Here is a 17,093-nt window from a genome sequence, read left to right on the forward strand (position 1 = left end):
CGGCCGGCCTAGCCGCCCAGACCGGGATGTGACTATGGTTATCCCTGAAAGCGGGGCAATTCATGGTCCAAGAACGGGTTCAAGATCTCGCGGGAGCCGCTGAGAGATCGTGAACACGGTCTAAAACATCCCGGCTGTGGCCGTCCCGGGCTCGGGGCCCGGGTGGGGAAAATCAGTCGAGGGCTACCTTGGCGTAGGCCGCGACCCGCTTCATCTTGTCGATCTCGCGGGCAATCTGGGCGGTGAAATCCGAAGGCGTGGTGCCCGAGGGGTAAAGCCCCAGGCCGGCCAGGCGCTCGCGCACGGCGGGCTCCTTGAGTGCCTGGGCCACGGCCTGCTGAATTCGCTCCACCGCAGCCGCAGGGGTGCCTGCGGGTGCGACCAGGCCAAACCACGATGGCTCGTTGGCCTGCTTGTAGCCCAGCTCGCCATAGGTGGGCACGTCGGGCAGAACGTCCAGCCGCTGGGGCCACGAGACCGCCAGCGCCTTGAGCTTGCCCGCCTTCACATAGGGCAGCGAAGAGGCCACCTGGTCGAAGTACACCGCCACCTGCCCCGCCAGCACGTCATTGAGGGCCGGGCCCGCACCCCGGTAGGGGATGTGCACCATCGAGGTGCCCGTGCTGCTCTTGAACAGCTCGCCCCACATGTGGCCAATGGTGCCGTTGCCGGGCGTGGCGTATGACACCTTGCCCGGGTTGGCCTTGAGGTAGCTGACCAGTTCAGCGAAATTCTTGACCGGCACGGTGGTGGGGTTGATCACGATGACGCCCGGGGCCTTCACGATCTCGGTCACGCCCACGAAATCCTTGGTGGGGTTGTAGGGCAGCTTGCTGTACACCGCAGGGTTCACGCCATGGGTAGACAGCGTGGCCACCCCCAGGGTCAGGCCGTCGGCCGGGGCGCGCGCGACCTCGGCCATGCCGATGGAGCCGCCTGCACCGCCACGGTTGTCGAGCACCACCGGCTGCTTGAGCAGGCGCGTGAGCGCGTCCTGCAGGGCACGGGCCGTGATGTCGGTGGCGCCCCCTGGTGGAAACGGAATGATCACGCGCAGCGGTTTGCCTTCTTGCGCAAAAGATATTCCAGGAACGAAAGATACGGCGGCCAGCGCTGAAAGCATGTGACGGCGTTGCATGGACATTTCTCCTATGAAGTGCATTGAGGTTAATAGAATCAACGCCCTCTACCAAGCAATGGATATGCCTGATAACATTCCAATTTGGAATGATTTGACAACTTAGCATGTCCTCCTTGCGCCGGCTCTCTCCGCCCCTGCACCTGCTGCGGGCGTTTTCCACCGTCACCCGGTTTGGGGGGATCTCGCGCGCGGCCGAGGCCCTGCACCTCACGCAAAGTGCGGTCAGCAAACAAATCAAGGAGCTGGAAACCTGGGTGGGCGTGCCGCTGTTCGAGCGCAGTCGCAAACGCCTGGCGCTGACCCCGGCGGGCGAACGCTATGAGAAGGCCGTGCGCGGCGTGCTGGCGCAGCTGGAGGCCGCCACGCTGGAGCTGATCACCAGCGACGACGGCGGCGGCGCGCTGCACCTGTCCAGCCTGCCCACGTTTGCGGCCAAGTGGCTCATCCCGCGCCTGCCGCAGTTCCAGCAGCTACACCCGCAAATCACGCTGCACTTTGTGCCCTATGTGCACAGCTACGACTTCACCCGGCCCGAGCTGGACTGCGCCATCCTGTTCGGCGACGGCCACTGGCCCGGCGCCCATGCGCACTACATCACTGGCAACGACGTAGCGCTCATCGCCCCGCGCACCAAGGTGGCCGACTGGCCCCTTCACACGCCGCGCGATGTGGCCAGGCAGACCTTGCTGCGCCATGTGACCGTGCCCGAGGCCTGGCTGCGCTGGAGCGAAACCCACAACGTGGTGGGGCTGATCGACCCGCTGGGCGGGCCGCAGTTCGACCAGTTCCAGACCATGATCCGCGCCGTGATGGCGGGCATGGGCCTGGCCCTGGTGCCGCGCTGTCTGGTGCAGGACGAAATCACCGCCGGACTGGTGCGCGAGCCACTGGCCGACGCCCCGCTGCGCGGCGGCTACCAGAGCGACGTGGGCTATTGGTTTTGTTACCCCGAAGGGCGCACGCAGTTGCACGCGCTGCAGTGTTTTCGGCAATGGCTGCTGCAAGGTGCCGGGCAGGCAGCGCTGCCGGCAGACGGCAGTGGTGCGGCGGACCCGGCCGCCGTTGTGGCCCCTGGCAATTCTTAGAGCCAAAATGGCCTGTAGCGCTTATCCACAAAGCGCTAAAAGCTATCAATAAAGAAGCAACAGGTATCTGATGGTGCCTCAGGCGGAGGTGGTTCCCCCCGTGCCACGCTGCCGCCGCTCAGTCGCCGCGCACCTGCGCCACCAGACTGGCCAGCCCGGCAACGTCGGCCACCACCAGCACATGCGGGCCCTCTTTGCGCAGCAGGCCCCGTTTGGTCAGCACGCTGATCTCGCGGGTCACCTGCTCGCGGTTGGTGCTGATCTTGCTGGCCAGCACCGCATGGGCCGGGGCCGGGTCAAGGCGGGCGGTGTTGTCGCCCTGAACGCCTGCGGTGTGCGCCAGGCGCAGCAGCTCGGCGTGCAGCCGGGTTTGCACGCCCAGCGTGCTCAGGTCGATCACACGCTCGGTCAGGCGGCGCACCAGCGCCGTGAGGTTGCGCATCATGCGCATGGCCACTGCGGGCTCACGCGCCAGCATGGCGATGAAGGCGGGGGCCGAGAGCACGGCCAGCAACGAGGGTTCCAGCGCCACCACATCGGCCGAGCGGGGTTGGCCATCAATGGCCGAGAGGTCACCAAAATGCTCGCCCGCCTCGCAATCGCGGAAGGTCACCTCGCGCCCCTGGGTCGAATAGGTGGTGATGCGGGCACGCCCCGAACACAGAAAATACACCTCGCCCCCGGGCGACGCGCGCGTGAAGAGCGGCGTGCGCGCCTCCACCTGGCGCCAGTCGCATTCGGCCGCCACGCGGGCCAGGCACTCGTCCCCCAGCCCGTCCAACAGGGCAATGCGGCGCAATGCCAGGCTGGAGCGAGGGGACGTGGAAGTATTCATGGAACCAAATGCAGGGCTGGCACGCCCAAGGTGGGCTGCAAAGAGGGCGGATTATGCTCACAAGCGGCCGCGCCTGCGGACAACGCCGCCAGTGCCCCCCGTTGACGCCACGGCAGACACCACGACACCAAGCCAGGCCACCCTGCAGCGACGCAGCGAGATGGCTGCGCGGTGAAGCGGAGCGTCTGACCATCCACACCACCTTTCCCGCCAACATGGCCAAGCCTTCATGACCCGCACCGCCACACGCCCTCCCTGGCCCACCCCCCGCTCGGCGCGGTGGGGCAGCGGCCTGGTGCTGTGGTGTTATGTGGCGCAGCACCTGGGCAACCACGCCAGCGGCCTGGTGTCGCTGGACCTGGCCAATACGCTGCGCGGCGGCGTGAGCGCCCTCTGGCATTCGCTGCCCGGCACGGCGCTGCTGTATGGCGCCGCATTGACCCATGTGGTGCTGGCCTGTGCGGCGGTGTGGCAGCGGCGCCGCCTGCGCATGCCGTGGGTGGAAGCGCTCAGGCTGGCCCTGGGCCTGTGCGTGCCGTTGCTGCTGGTGGGCCATTTTGTGGGCACCCGCTGGGCGTTCGAGACGATGGGCGCAGCGCCCTCCTACGAACACATGGCCCGCGCCCTGGCCCGGCCCGAGAACCTGGTGCCGCAAATGCTGCTGTTGGTGATGGCCTGGACGCACGGCTGCCTGGGCCTGCACATGGCCCTGCGCATGCGGCCCGGCTGGCAGCGCTGGCAACCGGTGTTGTTGACAGGCGCGGTGCTGCTGCCCGTGCTGGCCGCACTGGGGCTGTTGTCGATGGCACGCGAACTGGCATCGCATCTGCAGGCATGGCCCACCCCGCCGTCCGGGCGCACGGCCCAGGCAGCGGCCGATGCCAGCCGCCTGACGGACTGGCTGCGCTGGGGCTGGGCCGCCGCCCTGCTCGCACTGCTGGCCTCGCGCTGGGCCTGGCATACGTGGCGGCAACAGCGCGGCGGCGGCGGCCACATCACCCTGCATTACCCCGACCGCGCCGTGCAGGTGCCACGGGGTTTCACCGTGCTGGAGGCGAGCCGCGCGCAAGGCATTGCGCACCTGTCGCTGTGTGGCGGGCGGGCGCGGTGCTCCACCTGCCGCGTGCGGGTTGACGGGCCGGCCGTCCATTTGCCGGCGCCCGGCCCCGATGAGCGGGCCACGCTGCTGCGCGTGCAGGCACCGCCCGGCGTGCGGCTGGCGTGCCAGCTGCGCCCGCAAGGCGACCTTCGCGTCACGCCGCTGTTTCAGCCCAGCCAGGCGTTGCCGTCCGCTCGCCTGGGCGAAGAACGGCAGGTGGCCATTTTGTTTGTGGATTTGCGGCGCTGGTCGGGGATTGCAGAGCGCCAGTGGCCGTTTGACCTGGCCTGGATGCTGGACCAATATTTCGGCCAGGTGGGCGCTGCGGTGCAAGACAGCGGTGGCATGGCCAACCAGTTCATTGGCGACAGCGTGATGGCGATTTTTGGCCTCGATACCGATCTGGCCACCGCGTGCCAGCAGGCCGTGCAGGCCGCCGTGCTGATCGAGCAGCGGATGGACGCGTGGAGCAAGACCCTCGACGCCCAGTTTGGCCTGGCGCTGGACTTTGGCATGGGCCTGCACGCCGGCCGCGTGGCACTGGGCCGCGTGGGGTATGAAGACACCACCACCTTCACCGCCGTGGGCGAAGTGGTCAACACCGCCAGCCGCCTGCAAGACCACTCCAAAGTGGTCGGCGCCCGGCTGGTGATGTCGCTGCAGGCGGCGCGGCTGGCCGGCGTGGCCGATGTGCTGGGCGCCCCGGAGCAGGTGCAGGTGCGGGGGCGCTCAGTGCCTTTGCAAGTGCTGCACGTGAAGCAGCCGTCACGGTTGTGGGGCAAGTCGCTCAAGGCAGCGGAGCCGCGGGCATCGGCCTGACGCACGGGCGGAGCGCGCGGTGCGGGCCCTATCGACATGGCAAAACCTGTGCGTTTTGGCACATACGCGCGGTCGTCAAAAGCACAAACTTCCCCCCATGCAGAACGCAATCTCGCACTGCAGGAATCACTCCCAAGGAAGTACTGCCATGACCAAGACATCTACCAAAACCCTGTTCACCATCGCCGCTGTGGCTGCTGCCACTTTTGCAGGCGCTGCCTCTGCCGCCACCGCCCGCCCTTTGACCGAAGAATGGGTGGGCCCCGAGCTGGTGGCCCAAGGCCCGAGCCTGAGTCGCGCTGAAGTGCAAGCCGACCTGAACCTGTGGAACCGTGCTGGCCTGAGCGGCATGAACACGGGCGAAGGCTATGCGGACACCAACTCCGACTACGCGGCACGCCTGGCCCAGTACCAACGCGCACGCAGTGGCGCTGAGTTCCAGGCAGAAGTGCGCCGCCTCGGTGGCGACACCAGCACCCTGGCCGGTGCACGTGCCGTCAACACGGCCAACTGAAGCGAAGAGACCGCACGGCCCATGATGAGCGCCCTCGGCCAGTGGCCGACGCGGAGCCCGTCAGGCCCTCAAAGCGTGTTCACGATCTCAGGCACCATCGTTACCGCCTGCATAGGCCTCCAGCCCAATGGCCACCACGGTGGCCACTTCGTCGCCCACCTCGGCGCGAAACTCCGCTTCGGCCTGCGTCACGGCCTCCCGAAATCCCTGTAGCCACGCCAGACCGGTCTGTGTGAAACACACACGGCGCGCGCGTGCATCGCGGGGGTCCGCCTCGCGGGTGACCAACCCCCACGCCTCACACTGATCCACCAACTGCGCCATGGATTGCTTGGTCATGCCCGCCCGTTGCGCCAGGTCGGTGAGCCGGTCTCCGCCCAGCGCCAGGTGCCGCGTCAGGTGGATGTGCGCCGCCCCGACCTGATCACGCGCCGCCAGGTTGGAGAGCGCCAGGGGTACATCCACATTGCGCGCCATGAGCTGCAAGACACGGGCATCAAAACGCCGCATCGCGTGGCCCAGCAAGCGGCCCAGGTGAGTCTGGCGCCATGCGTCGTCCGGCGTGGCGAGGGCGATGGGAAGGCTGGTCTTCATGCAAATGGCCTTGGCGAAGGGCAGAAAAGAACACCCACACGCCTGGAATCTGGGGCCCCGGAAAACGGTGCGGCGAGGGTGCGCATAACGTCAGGCAAACTGACTAAAAAATAGTTTACTCGACGCATGGGTGCCTCTACATTACTGGTCAAGCAACCAGCACTGTTGTTAATAACAGTTTAATTTTGACCCGCTGGCAGGCCACCCCTTATCGTTTTACTCAGGAGTTACTCATGGACGTCGCAGTCAAAGGCACCAACCCCGCATTGCCCGTGAACACCGAAAAGGCCAAGGCCCTGGCCGCCGCGCTCGCCCAGATCGAGAAGCAGTTTGGCAAGGGCACGATCATGCGCCTGGGTGAAGGCGAGGTGATCGAGGACATCCAGGTCGTCTCCACCGGCTCGCTGGGCCTCGATATCGCGCTGGGCGTGGGCGGCCTGCCCCGCGGCCGTGTGGTCGAGATCTACGGCCCGGAATCGTCGGGCAAGACCACGCTGACCTTGCAAGTGATTGCCGAGATGCAAAAGCAGGGCGGCACCTGCGCCTTCGTCGATGCCGAACACGCCCTCGATGTGCAATACGCCCAGAAGCTGGGTGTGCAGCTGTCCGACCTGCTGATCAGCCAGCCCGACACTGGCGAGCAGGCGCTTGAAATCGTGGACAGCCTGGTGCGATCGGGCGCCGTGGACCTGATCGTCATCGACTCGGTCGCGGCCCTCACGCCCAAGGCCGAAATCGAAGGCGAAATGGGCGACAGCCTGCCCGGCCTGCAGGCCCGCCTGATGAGCCAGGCGCTGCGCAAGCTGACCTCGACCATCAAGAAGACCAACTGCATGGTCATCTTCATCAACCAGATCCGCATGAAGATCGGCGTGATGTTCGGCAGCCCTGAAACGACGACCGGCGGCAATGCGCTCAAGTTCTACGCCTCGGTGCGCCTGGACATTCGCCGCACCGGCACCATCAAGAAGGGCGACGAAGCCATCGGCAACGAAACCAAGGTGAAGGTGGTCAAGAACAAGGTGAGCCCCCCCTTCAAGACCGCCGAGTTCGACATCCTGTTCGGCGAGGGCATCAGCCGCGAAGGCGAAATCATCGACATGGGCGTGAACGCCAAGATCGTCGAGAAGGCTGGCGCCTGGTATGCCTACAACGGCGAAAAGATCGGCCAGGGCCGCGACAACGCGCGCGAGTTCCTGCGCGAAAACCCCGACCTGGCGCACGAGATCGAGAACAAGGTGCGCGAGAGCCTGAACATTGCCCTGCTGCCACCGCTGGCCGGGGCCGCCCCTGCCGCCAAACCGGGCAAGGCAGAAAAGGCCGAGAAAGCGGAAAAAGCGGACAAGGAAGACAAGTAACCCACAGGCCAAAGCGCGATGAGGCACTGCAAGAATATGAATGAAATGGGCATCTAGCGCCTATCCATAAAGCGCTAGTAGCTATCGATTTCATAGCTTTCGTGCCCGCGCTGCAATCCCATGGGCTTTGACACCCTTTCACTCAAAGGCCGCGCGCTGCGGCTGCTCAGCCAACGCGAACATTCGCGCGCCGAGCTGATGACCAAGCTGGCGGCCCATGTGCAGGACGGCGACGATCTGGCGGCCCTGCTGGATGAACTGCAGGCCAAGGACTTCATCAACGAAACCCGTGTGCTGGAATCTGTGCTCCACCGCCGCGCCAGCTGCATGGGGGCAGCGCGCATCCGCCAGGAACTGCAGGCCAAGGGCCTGGCTGGCGAGGCCATTCAGGACGCCGTGGCGCAGCTGCAGGCCAGTGAGCTAGACCGCGCCCGAGGCGTGTGGGCACGCAAGTTCACGGCACCACCACAAACCCCCCAAGAGAACGCGAAGCAGACCCGTTTTCTGCTCACGCGGGGGTTCTCGGGCGATGTGGTGCGGCGCGTGCTGCGCAGCGCGGTGAATGACGACGACGCCTGACAAGCCGTGCGCTGGCCGTAAGAGTTCAAGTCTTTTGGGGCCTTAGCGCTTACCCACCAAACGCTAGCAGCTATTCAATAGATAGCAAACGGCAAACCAATGGCCAACCGGCCAACCGTTAAGGGCTGTTGCTGTTGCTACTGCAAAACCAGCTCGACACGCCGGTTCTTCGCCCGGCCCGCATCGCTGCCATTGGAGGCCACTGGCGCCAGGCTGGCCACGCCGTTGGCGGTCAGGCGGTCGCGGGCAATGCCGTAGTCCTTGGCCAATGCGGCTGCTACAGCATCGGCGCGGCGCCGGCTCAGGTCGAGGTTGGCGGGCAAGTTGCCCACGTTGTCGGTATGCCCCACCACATGGAGCTTGAGGCCCGCTTGCTGCTTGAGCAAACCGCCGATCTGATCGAGTGAAGCCTTGCTCTGTGCCTTGATGTCGGTCTTGCCGGTGTCAAAAAGAATGCCGTAGATGGCGACCTTGCCGTTGGCGTCGAGCCCCTTGGCAATCTCGCTGGAAGACAGGGTTTCCATCTGCTGCTCGCGTGCCTTGGGCTCCACGCGCACCACGGTGATGGTGGTGTGTTTCTGAAACTCTTTCTCGTCGCAATAGGCTGAGGTGATGTCGGGGTTCCAGGTCAGCACCGCCAGGATTGCACCCGTGGTCTTGTTGTCCAACAGCGCATAACGCAGGTCACTTGCGGTGCCGCCGGCAGCGCAGGCCGCAGGGCTGTTGTCGCCCACCTTGCCCGCCCATCCCGCAGGCAGCAGCGAACGCGGCAGGCTGTAGGTAAAGATGTTGGAGCCTCCACAGGCGTCGCCCGCGCATTCGTAGGCGGTCTCGAACCCGGCGGTTTTGAGCTCTTGCTGGTATCCGCGCAGCACCTCCAGCGAAGACCGCCCGGCGGGTGCCACGTACTGCAGCGCCGTGCGCTGGCCAGCACGCTCCAGGTTGCGGGGGGCCACCAGCTTGTCGTCGCTCTGGCTGACGACCTTGGCCGCAGGAAACCGCACTTCGTCGTAGGCGGCGTCATCGCGGTACAGCAGCACCGCGCCCGCGTAGCGCTTCAAGCCGGCGGGATCTGTCAGCCCCTTGATATCTTGTGTCGGTACGCGCGTATCAGCCCCTGCGGGGGCTGCCAGGGAGGCCAGCAACGCCGCTGCAGCCACCCGCCCGGGAAATGCCATGTTCTTCATGCCACGCCTTTCGGTGCCGGGCAAGGGCCCGGGCTGGCGCGATTATGGACGGATGGACCCGCTGACGACGTCCCTAAAGGACAGGTCGCCCGCAGCGGACCGTGCAGAAAATCACAGGCCCAGCATGAGCTTCAAGTTTTGCACTGCGGCGCCGCTGGCGCCCTTGCCCAGGTTATCGAGGCGTGCCACCAGCACCGCGTGGCGGTAGGTTTCGTTGGCGAACACACGCAACTCCAGCTTGTTGGTGTTGTTGAGTGCCAGGGCGTCAAGCTTGCCGTCGGCCGTGGCGGGCAACACGCTCACCCACTGCTCGGGCGTGTTGCTCTTGGCGTAGTGCGCGGCCAGCGCGTCGTGCAGGTCGCTGGCCTTGGGGGCGCCGGGCAGGGTGTCGAGGTGCACAGGCAACTGCACCAGCATGCCTTGTTCGAAGTTGCCCACGGCGGGCACGAAGATGGGCCGGCGCGTGATGCCGGTGTAGTGCATGATTTCAGGCAAGTGCTTGTGCGCCAGACCGAGCGCATACAGCTCGAACAGCGGCGCTTCACCCTTCTGGTAGGCCTCGATCATGGCGCGCCCGCCGCCCGAGTAACCGCTGACGGAGGGCAGTGCCAATGGAAAATCGGCGGGGATCAGGCCCGCATCAACCAAGGGGCGCAGCAACGCGATAGCGCCCGTGGCATAACAGCCGGGGTTGGCCACACGCGTGGCGGCGGCCACGGCAGCCGACTGCCCTACCGCCAGCTCTGGAAAACCGAACACCCAGCCGGGCGCCGTGCGGTGGGCGGTGCTCGCGTCAATGATCTTGATCTTGCGGCCGATGGCCTGCTCGATACCGTCCACCATGGCCACGGTGTCGCGGGCAGCGTCGTCATGCAGGCACAGCACGACCAGGTCCACCCCGGCGATCAGATCGCGCTTGGCGGCGGGGTCCTTGCGCAGTCCGGGCGCAATGCTGACCAGTTCGATCTGCGGCATGGCTTGCAGCCGTTCGCGGATCTGCAGGCCCGTGGTACCGGCTTCGCCATCGATAAAGATTTTGGACATGGGGTGCTCCTGCAAGAAGGCGGCAACGTCTGCCGATGGGGGAATGATGAACTTGGTGGCGGCATCGCGGCAGGGGGCCGTCAGCTTGACACCAGCATGGTGCATTGCAGCATGATACATTCCGAGGCTGCCATGTCCCAAGCCCGCGGCCAGACAACTGTTCATGGTAAACGGGTAAATACCACCCTTCCCTGAGAGAGACCTCATGAAGATTCACGAATACCAAGGCAAGGAAATCTTGCGCAATTTTGGTGTGCCCGTTCCGCGTGGCATTCCCGCGTTCACGGTGCAAGAAGCCGTCGAAGCAGCCCAGAAACTCGGCGGCCCTGTGTGGGTCGTCAAGGCCCAGATCCACGCCGGTGGCCGTGGCAAGGGCGGCGGCGTGAAGGTTGCCAAGACCATTGAAGACGTCAAGCGCATTTCGAGCGAAATCCTGGGCATGCAACTCAAGACGCACCAGACCGGCCCCGAAGGCCAGAAGGTTCGCCGCCTGTACATCGAAGACGGCGCCGACATCAAGAACGAGCTGTATGTATCGCTGGTCACCGACCGCGCGACGCAAAAGGTGGCTCTGATCGCTTCGAGCGAAGGCGGTATGGACATCGAGGAAGTGGCCCACTCCACGCCCGAGAAGATCGTCACCGAGATGATCGACCCGCTGACCGGCATCACCGCCGAGCAAAGCAAGAAAGTGGCCTCAGCCATTGGCCTGACCGGCGCTTCCATCGACCAGGCCGTAGACATCTTCGCCAAGATCTACAAGTGCTACATGGAAACCGACGCGTCGCTGGTGGAAATCAACCCACTGAACTGCGACTCCAAGGGCAACCTGATGGCGCTGGACGCCAAATTCAACTTTGACCCCAACGCGCTGTTCCGCCACCCAGAAATCGTGGCCTTCCGCGATCTGGACGAAGAAGACCCCGCCGAAGTCGAAGCCTCCAAGTTCGACCTGGCCTACATCAGCCTGGACGGCAACATTGGCTGCCTGGTGAACGGCGCTGGCTTGGCCATGGCCACCATGGACACCATCAAGCTGTTTGGCGGCGAGCCGGCCAACTTTCTGGACGTTGGCGGCGGCGCCACGGCCGAGAAGGTCACCGAAGCCTTCAAGATCATGCTCGGCAACAAGAACGTCAAGGGCATTCTGGTCAACATCTTCGGCGGCATCATGAAGTGCGACACCATCGCCACCGGCGTGATCACCGCCTGCAAGGCCGTGAACCTGTCCGTGCCACTGGTCGTGCGCATGAAGGGCACCAACGAAGAGCTGGGCAAGAAACTGCTGGCCGAGTCTGGCCTGCCCATCATTGCCGCAGACACCATGGCCGAAGCTGCGACCAAGATCGTTGCTGCCGTCAAGTAAGCCCGGAGAACACACATGTCGATCTACATCAACAAAGACACCAAGGTCATCACCCAGGGCATCACGGGCAAGACGGGCCAGTTCCACACCGAAAAGTGCCAGGAATACGCGAACGGCAAGAACGCCTTCGTGGCAGGCGTGAACCCCAAGAAGGCTGGCGAGTCGATCTTCAACATCCCGATCTACGCCTCCGTCAAGGAAGCCGCATCGCAGACCGGTGCGACCGTGTCGGTGATCTACGTGCCGCCTGCAGGCGCCGCTGCCGCGATCTGGGAAGCCGTTGAAGCCGACCTGGACATGGCGATTTGCATCACCGAAGGCATCCCAGTGCGCGACATGCTCGAAGTGCGCAACAAGATGAAGGCCAAGGAAGCCGCTGGTGGCAAGAAGACCTTGCTGCTGGGCCCCAACTGCCCCGGCATCATCACGCCCGATGAAATCAAGATCGGCATCATGCCTGGCCACATCCACCGCAAGGGCCGCATCGGCGTGGTGTCCCGCTCGGGCACGCTGACGTACGAAGCCGTGGCCATGTTGACCGAAGTGGGTCTGGGCCAGTCCACCGCTGTGGGCATTGGCGGCGACCCGATCAATGGCTTGAAGCACATCGACGTGATGCGCGCTTTCAACGACGACCCCGACACCGATGCCGTCATCATGATTGGCGAGATCGGCGGTCCCGATGAAGCCGAAGCCGCTCTGTGGTGCAAGGCCAACATGAAGAAGCCTATCGTTGGTTTCATCGCCGGCGTGACCGCACCTCCCGGCAAGCGCATGGGCCATGCCGGCGCGCTGATCTCTGGCGGAGCCGACACTGCGGATGCCAAGCTGGCCATCATGGAAGAGTCGGGCTTCATCATCACGCGCAACCCCTCGGAACTGGGCAAATTGCTCAAAGCCCAGCTGAAGTAAATCAGCCGTCAATCAGCCGGGTCCGTAAGCACAATTACGGACGCGTCGAGCGGGCCATCCCGCTAGACTGGTGGCTCCGATAAAAAATGAAGCGCGCGGAACCCTGGTTCCGGGCGCTTCTTGCATTCATAACAATGGAGTTGCGTCATGGAGTTTGTGCAAAGTGCTGATTTCTGGATCGGCTTGGTGAAGATAGTCTGGATCAACATCATTCTTTCGGGTGACAACGCGGTGGTCATCGCCCTCGCAGCCCGATCACTCCCCCCCCATCAACAAAGAAAAGCCGTCTTCTGGGGCTCTGGCGCTGCCGTGGTCCTGCGTATCCTACTGACCGTCGTAGCGGCCAAGCTGCTGGAGTTGTCCTTTCTGCAAATCGTGGGCGGCTGCCTGCTGCTGTGGATCGGCTATCAGCTGCTCAGCGGCGATGAAGAATCCGAGGGTGAAAGCAAGACGTATGGCAGCCTGATGGCAGCGGTGCGCACCATCCTGATTGCCGATCTGGTGATGAGCCTGGACAACGTGATTGCAGTCGCCGCCGCCGCACACGGGAACGTGATCTTGCTGGTGCTGGGTTTGGCCATCAGTATCCCGCTGGTTATCTTCGGCAGCACGCTCATGATCAAGTTGATGGACCGGTTTCCCGTCATCATCGTGCTGGGCGCGGCACTGATCGGCTGGGTGGGCGGCGAAACCATCGCCAGCGATGCCATCTTGCATGACTACGCAGTGACCCATCCAGCCCTCCACTATGTCGCTGCGGCCTTGGGCGCAGCACTGGTAGTCGGGGTCGGCAAACTGTGGCGCCCCAAGCCGCAGAACGAGTCCGCGACCTGAAGCCGACAGATGTCACACCGAGGTCCGCTTCGGTGTGACAAAAATGGCAACAATACCGACCCAAAGCCGCTGTGTATGAGGCCACAACCCGACACAAACTGTCACAAATTCGCCCTTAGCACTCCGTGATGACCCTGCGTCAGGCGCTTTGCGCCCTGGGCGCATAAATTGCTTTAAGGACCACTCAATACGAAGTGGAACAACAGCAAGTGGGAAGAAGAACCTCGGCGCGGCGGCTCAATGTGTGGCGTACCGACGGCTTTTTGAGTGCATTGATCGCAGTGGTGGCAGCCGTGATGTGCGCCGCCACGGGTGTCTCCCAACGGCTGGAATACGCACTGTATGACGCAGCGAACAGCGTCTCCAGCCCTGCACCCCTTGCAGAGATTGCCATTGTTGGCATTGACGAGGCGAGCCTAGCGGCCTTGGGCGAGGGACCATGGTCGAACGACATCCATGCGCGCCTGATCGACCGCCTCGCCGCCGCTGGGGCTAAGACCATTGTCTACACCCCCGACCTCACTACCGCGCACGACAACACAGGCCTGGCCTACGTGCGCAGGATCCGACAGACCCTGGCAACCGCCTCGGACGAATCCCCATTGGCAGCCGAAGTCAGCCTTATCGCATCAGAGGCCGACGCGGCACTGGATACCGATGCCCGCCTTGCCAGCGCTATCCAAAAGGCAGGCAACGTGCTTCTGGCATCACGGTATGCCGATACCGGCACACCCACTGCGCTACCGGCCTATGCGGTTCGTAGCACGCTGCCAAACCCTGGCTCCTATGCAACACAGGTCCAATCAGCGCAACATCCAGTGGCCGCATTTGGAGCCGTGGCCGCCGGGGTAGGGCATCTGTACGCCGACGCAGATATGGACGGACAGGTGCGCCAGATTCCATTGCTGCTGCAGTACGACAACGCCGGCGTACCCGCCCTTTCATTGCTGGCCGCGCAACATAGCCTGCATCTGGGCCCGAGTGACCTGCGCATTCAAACGTCGCCTCCAGGCCTGCTGGTGGGCGGGTTGAGCATCCCCACCAACAGCGCTGCCGTCATGCGCCCCCGCGCTCAGACATTGCCCGATGGTTCGCCGGCCTTCCCGGCCTCATCCTTTGTCAGCGTGCTGGAGGGGAAGACACCTCCCGGCACCTTCAAGGACAAAATTGTGCTCGTGGGCGCAAGCTCTGGCGCTCTCGCGGTGCCTTGGGCGCAGCGCAATGGCGTGGCTGCGTACCCCATCGAGCTCCTCGCACAAACTGTGTCCTCCTTGCGCCAGGGCCTGGGCGTGCGCGCACCCGCTTGGGCCAGCGCTGCGTGCGGGGTGGCGGTGGCGGCAGTGCTGTTCTTGATTGCACTGATGGCAGTTGGCACCTCGGCCCTGCGCAGCCTGGCGGCTGGTTCGGTGCTGCTGCTTGTCCTTGTCGGCCTTGAAACCAGCCTGCTTCGCTTCGCAGGAATCTGGGTGCCGCTGGTATTGGCCATGGTCGCGCTGGTGGCGGGGGTGATAGTTGTCGCCCTGCTTCAGTACAAAGGCCGTCGCGCAGCGCACTCTCCGGCCGACGCAGCAGAAGCTGACCGGATGATGGGGCTTGCACTGCAGGGGCAAGGCCATCTGGAGAGAGCCTTTGAACGCCTGCGCAAAGTTCCCCCAAGCGATGCGCTTCTCGACAACCTGTACCACTTGGCAGAAGATTTCGAACGCAAGCGCAAGTTTGCCAAAGCCAAGGTTGTTTATGAACATATCCTGCGGCACAACCGTCACTACAAGGATGCGCGAAGCCGGTACACGCGCGCACGGGCAAATGCGCAGACGGCAGATACGGCCAGCAGCACACCACCCATTTCGACGCAGCCCCCCGTCGAAGTAGGCCCCCAGCTTGCGGCGGGCGATGCACTGAAACCGTCCATGCTTGGACGCTACCAGCTTGACCGGGAGATCGGCAAAGGCGCCATGGGCGTCGTGTACCTGGGGCGTGATCCCAAGATCGGGCGTGTCGTTGCCATCAAGACACTCGCCCTGGGACAAGAATTCGAAGGCGATGCACTGATCGACGCCCGCGCCCGCTTTTTTCGGGAGGCCGAATCTGCCGGACGCTTGCAACACCCCCACATCGTGACGATTTTTGATGCGGGCGAAGAGCGCAACCTTGCCTACATTGCCATGGAGTTTCTCAAAGGCAGTGATCTGACCCATGCATGCAGCCACCACGCGCTGCTGCCCGTCTCCACCGTGCTCTCGATTGCTGCACGGGTCGCCGATGCGCTGGACTATGCGCATGCCCACCATGTCGTGCACCGCGATATCAAACCCGCCAACATCATGTTCGATGCGGCCACAGACGCAGTGAAGGTGACGGACTTCGGCATTGCGCGTATCACCGACTCCAGCAGAACACGAACAGGGCTCGTTCTGGGAACCCCCAGTTTCATGTCCCCCGAACAGCTGGCTGGCAAAAAGATTGATGGCCGTTCTGATCTGTATTCGCTGGGAGTCACCGTATTTCAGTTGCTCACGGGTTCCCTGCCGCTGCGCGGTGAGTCCCTGACGGAGCTGATGCACAAGATTACCAGCGTCGAAGCCCCGGACATTCGCCAGATGCGCCCTGAGCTCTCTTCGGACGTCGCACAGACCGTTGCCATGGCACTGCAAAAGAAGCCCGAAGCGCGTTACCAGACCGGGCTTGAGTTTGCAGCCGCTCTGCGGCAGGCCGCCGCCGGACCAAGTGCGGCACAAAAGGAGATGCCCACCGCCGAAGCAGTCGTCTATGATGCGCACCGCGATGCATCTGGGCATGAGATGGTGGATTTTCAGGAAACCGTGATGGAGCCCCCCGTCTTGAGGGGTGCGGCAGCCCTGCCGATTTCAGGCGCCCAATGACGCTCGCCGCAACATCCATGAGCTATGAATTTTCCGCGCTGACCGATAAGGGGCGCGTGCGCACGAACAACGAAGACGCGGTCACCGTCGACACGGACGCACAAGTAGCCATTCTTGCGGACGGCATGGGCGGGTACAACGCCGGAGAAGTCGCCAGCGGAATGGCGACGACCTTTATCCGCTCGGAAATGGCTCGTTGGTTGGGTCAGGCAGGCACGACACCCCAATCGACCGATGTTCGCCGGGCACTGGAGATTTGCGTTGAGAACGCCAATCACGCAATCCTGGGCGCGTCGCTGTCCAATCCGCAATATGCGGGCATGGGGACGACACTGGTTGTCGCCGTATTTCATGGCAGCCGTCTCATCCTGGGCCACATCGGGGATTCGCGTTGTTACCGCTTGCGCGATGGTTCGCTGCAACAAATCACACGCGACCATTCCTGGCTGCAGGAGCAGGTTGACGCGGGCATCTTGACGGCACAACAAGCTGCGCTTTCTTCCAATCGCAACCTGGTGACCCGGGCTCTAGGGGTCGAGCCCAATGTGCTCATGGAAGTCAATGAGTTCCAGGTGGCGCCCAATGATCTATTCCTGCTTTGCTCAGATGGTCTGACAGACATGGTCCCGGACATGGATATTGCAGAGTTGGTACGCACACCCATTCCATTAGAGGAAAAAGCGACACTGCTCGTGGACGCTGCCAACGCCAACGGCGGGCGTGATAACGTGAGCGTGCTGCTGGTGCAGGCTGCGGCGGGAGGCAAGAAACGCAGCCTTATGTCTCGATTGCTAGGCGCCTCATGAGAGGCCCGAACTACAACAACTCATCACATCAGGAGTAG

Annotated in this window: 15 protein-coding genes; 10 read left to right on the forward strand and 5 right to left on the reverse strand. The window is 63.7% G+C overall.

Translation table 11 applies throughout. The features are described from left to right. Positions 1-172: 172 nt before the first annotated feature. The gene (locus KI609_RS21920; protein WP_226445633.1) at positions 173-1,138 is read right to left on the reverse strand and encodes a tripartite tricarboxylate transporter substrate binding protein BugE; all 966 of its coding nucleotides are present in this window, start codon (positions 1,136-1,138) and stop codon (positions 173-175) included. A 107-nt stretch (positions 1,139-1,245) separates the two neighbouring features. On the opposite strand from KI609_RS21920, the gene KI609_RS21925 reads away from it, so the two are divergent. Beyond that, complete coding sequence (locus KI609_RS21925; RefSeq protein WP_226445634.1) at positions 1,246-2,226, forward strand: LysR substrate-binding domain-containing protein; 981 nt, start codon at positions 1,246-1,248, stop codon at positions 2,224-2,226. A gap of 118 nt (positions 2,227-2,344) precedes the next feature. Here KI609_RS21925 and KI609_RS21930 read toward each other — a convergent pair whose 3' ends face one another. Then, complete coding sequence (locus tag KI609_RS21930; RefSeq protein ID WP_226445635.1) at positions 2,345-3,061, reverse strand: Crp/Fnr family transcriptional regulator; 717 nt, start codon at positions 3,059-3,061, stop codon at positions 2,345-2,347. A gap of 229 nt (positions 3,062-3,290) precedes the next feature. On the opposite strand from KI609_RS21930, the gene KI609_RS21935 reads away from it, so the two are divergent. Then, entirely contained in the window at positions 3,291-4,979 is a 1,689-nt protein-coding gene (locus KI609_RS21935) for an adenylate/guanylate cyclase domain-containing protein (protein ID WP_226445636.1), read from the forward strand. A 148-nt stretch (positions 4,980-5,127) separates the two neighbouring features. After that, entirely contained in the window at positions 5,128-5,493 is a 366-nt protein-coding gene (locus tag KI609_RS21940; RefSeq protein WP_226445637.1) for a DUF4148 domain-containing protein, read from the forward strand. An 87-nt stretch (positions 5,494-5,580) separates the two neighbouring features. On the opposite strand, the gene KI609_RS21945 is transcribed toward KI609_RS21940, so the two are convergent. Next, positions 5,581-6,087, reverse strand: coding sequence for a MarR family winged helix-turn-helix transcriptional regulator (locus KI609_RS21945; protein ID WP_226445638.1), 507 nt, complete (start codon positions 6,085-6,087; stop codon positions 5,581-5,583). Between the two features lie 233 nt (positions 6,088-6,320). Here KI609_RS21945 and recA point away from each other — a divergent pair, with 233 nt between their 5' ends. After that, positions 6,321-7,445 (forward strand): recombinase RecA, encoded by a 1,125-nt coding sequence (gene recA, locus KI609_RS21950; RefSeq protein WP_226445639.1) that lies wholly within the window; start codon positions 6,321-6,323, stop codon positions 7,443-7,445. A gap of 120 nt (positions 7,446-7,565) precedes the next feature. Beyond that, positions 7,566-8,024 carry a recombination regulator RecX gene (gene recX, locus KI609_RS21955; protein ID WP_226445640.1) on the forward strand — a complete coding sequence of 153 codons (459 nt, stop codon included), beginning with the start codon at positions 7,566-7,568 and terminating at the stop codon, positions 8,022-8,024. 137 nt (positions 8,025-8,161) lie between these two features. Here the strand turns inward: recX and KI609_RS21960 are convergent, their stop codons facing one another. Both KI609_RS21960 and argC read right to left on the reverse strand, forming a co-directional pair. Then, positions 8,162-9,211, reverse strand: coding sequence for an OmpA family protein (locus KI609_RS21960; RefSeq protein ID WP_226445641.1), 1,050 nt, complete (start codon positions 9,209-9,211; stop codon positions 8,162-8,164). Between the two features lie 111 nt (positions 9,212-9,322). Continuing rightward, entirely contained in the window at positions 9,323-10,255 is a 933-nt protein-coding gene (gene argC, locus KI609_RS21965) for an N-acetyl-gamma-glutamyl-phosphate reductase (RefSeq protein WP_226445642.1), read from the reverse strand. A gap of 205 nt (positions 10,256-10,460) precedes the next feature. Here argC and sucC point away from each other — a divergent pair, with 205 nt between their 5' ends. The 5 genes from sucC (at position 10,461) to KI609_RS21990 (ending at position 17,055) form a co-directional block, all read left to right on the forward strand. Then, a complete protein-coding gene (sucC, locus tag KI609_RS21970) occupies positions 10,461-11,621 on the forward strand; it encodes an ADP-forming succinate--CoA ligase subunit beta (RefSeq protein ID WP_226445643.1) in 1,161 nt (386 codons plus the stop codon). A gap of 15 nt (positions 11,622-11,636) precedes the next feature. Further along, a complete protein-coding gene (gene sucD / locus KI609_RS21975) occupies positions 11,637-12,533 on the forward strand; it encodes a succinate--CoA ligase subunit alpha (protein ID WP_226445644.1) in 897 nt (298 codons plus the stop codon). Positions 12,534-12,680: 147 nt separating this feature from the next. Then, the gene (locus KI609_RS21980) at positions 12,681-13,367 is read left to right on the forward strand and encodes a TerC family protein (RefSeq protein WP_226445645.1); all 687 of its coding nucleotides are present in this window, start codon (positions 12,681-12,683) and stop codon (positions 13,365-13,367) included. A 209-nt stretch (positions 13,368-13,576) separates the two neighbouring features. Then, positions 13,577-16,249 (forward strand): CHASE2 domain-containing serine/threonine-protein kinase, encoded by a 2,673-nt coding sequence (locus KI609_RS21985; protein ID WP_226445646.1) that lies wholly within the window; start codon positions 13,577-13,579, stop codon positions 16,247-16,249. Positions 16,250-16,266: 17 nt separating this feature from the next. Further along, a complete protein-coding gene (locus KI609_RS21990) occupies positions 16,267-17,055 on the forward strand; it encodes a Stp1/IreP family PP2C-type Ser/Thr phosphatase (RefSeq protein WP_226445647.1) in 789 nt (262 codons plus the stop codon). The last annotated feature ends 38 nt before the right edge of the window (positions 17,056-17,093 follow it).

This window comes from Acidovorax radicis, from assembly GCF_020510705.1.
In the GTDB taxonomy this organism is placed as follows: domain Bacteria; phylum Pseudomonadota; class Gammaproteobacteria; order Burkholderiales; family Burkholderiaceae_C; genus Acidovorax; species Acidovorax radicis_A.

Coding starts and splice junctions, on each gene's coding strand:
- KI609_RS21920 (WP_226445633.1), bottom strand. CDS start 1,138: ATGCAACGCCGTCACATGCTTTCAGCGCTGGCCGCCGTATCTTTCGTT.
- KI609_RS21925 (WP_226445634.1), top strand. CDS start 1,246: ATGTCCTCCTTGCGCCGGCTCTCTCCGCCCCTGCACCTGCTGCGGGCG.
- KI609_RS21930 (WP_226445635.1), bottom strand. CDS start 3,061: ATGAATACTTCCACGTCCCCTCGCTCCAGCCTGGCATTGCGCCGCATT.
- KI609_RS21935 (WP_226445636.1), top strand. CDS start 3,291: ATGACCCGCACCGCCACACGCCCTCCCTGGCCCACCCCCCGCTCGGCG.
- KI609_RS21940 (WP_226445637.1), top strand. CDS start 5,128: ATGACCAAGACATCTACCAAAACCCTGTTCACCATCGCCGCTGTGGCT.
- KI609_RS21945 (WP_226445638.1), bottom strand. CDS start 6,087: ATGAAGACCAGCCTTCCCATCGCCCTCGCCACGCCGGACGACGCATGG.
- recA (WP_226445639.1), top strand. CDS start 6,321: ATGGACGTCGCAGTCAAAGGCACCAACCCCGCATTGCCCGTGAACACC.
- recX (WP_226445640.1), top strand. CDS start 7,566: ATGGGCTTTGACACCCTTTCACTCAAAGGCCGCGCGCTGCGGCTGCTC.
- KI609_RS21960 (WP_226445641.1), bottom strand. CDS start 9,211: ATGAAGAACATGGCATTTCCCGGGCGGGTGGCTGCAGCGGCGTTGCTG.
- argC (WP_226445642.1), bottom strand. CDS start 10,255: ATGTCCAAAATCTTTATCGATGGCGAAGCCGGTACCACGGGCCTGCAG.
- sucC (WP_226445643.1), top strand. CDS start 10,461: ATGAAGATTCACGAATACCAAGGCAAGGAAATCTTGCGCAATTTTGGT.
- sucD (WP_226445644.1), top strand. CDS start 11,637: ATGTCGATCTACATCAACAAAGACACCAAGGTCATCACCCAGGGCATC.
- KI609_RS21980 (WP_226445645.1), top strand. CDS start 12,681: ATGGAGTTTGTGCAAAGTGCTGATTTCTGGATCGGCTTGGTGAAGATA.
- KI609_RS21990 (WP_226445647.1), top strand. CDS start 16,267: ATGAGCTATGAATTTTCCGCGCTGACCGATAAGGGGCGCGTGCGCACG.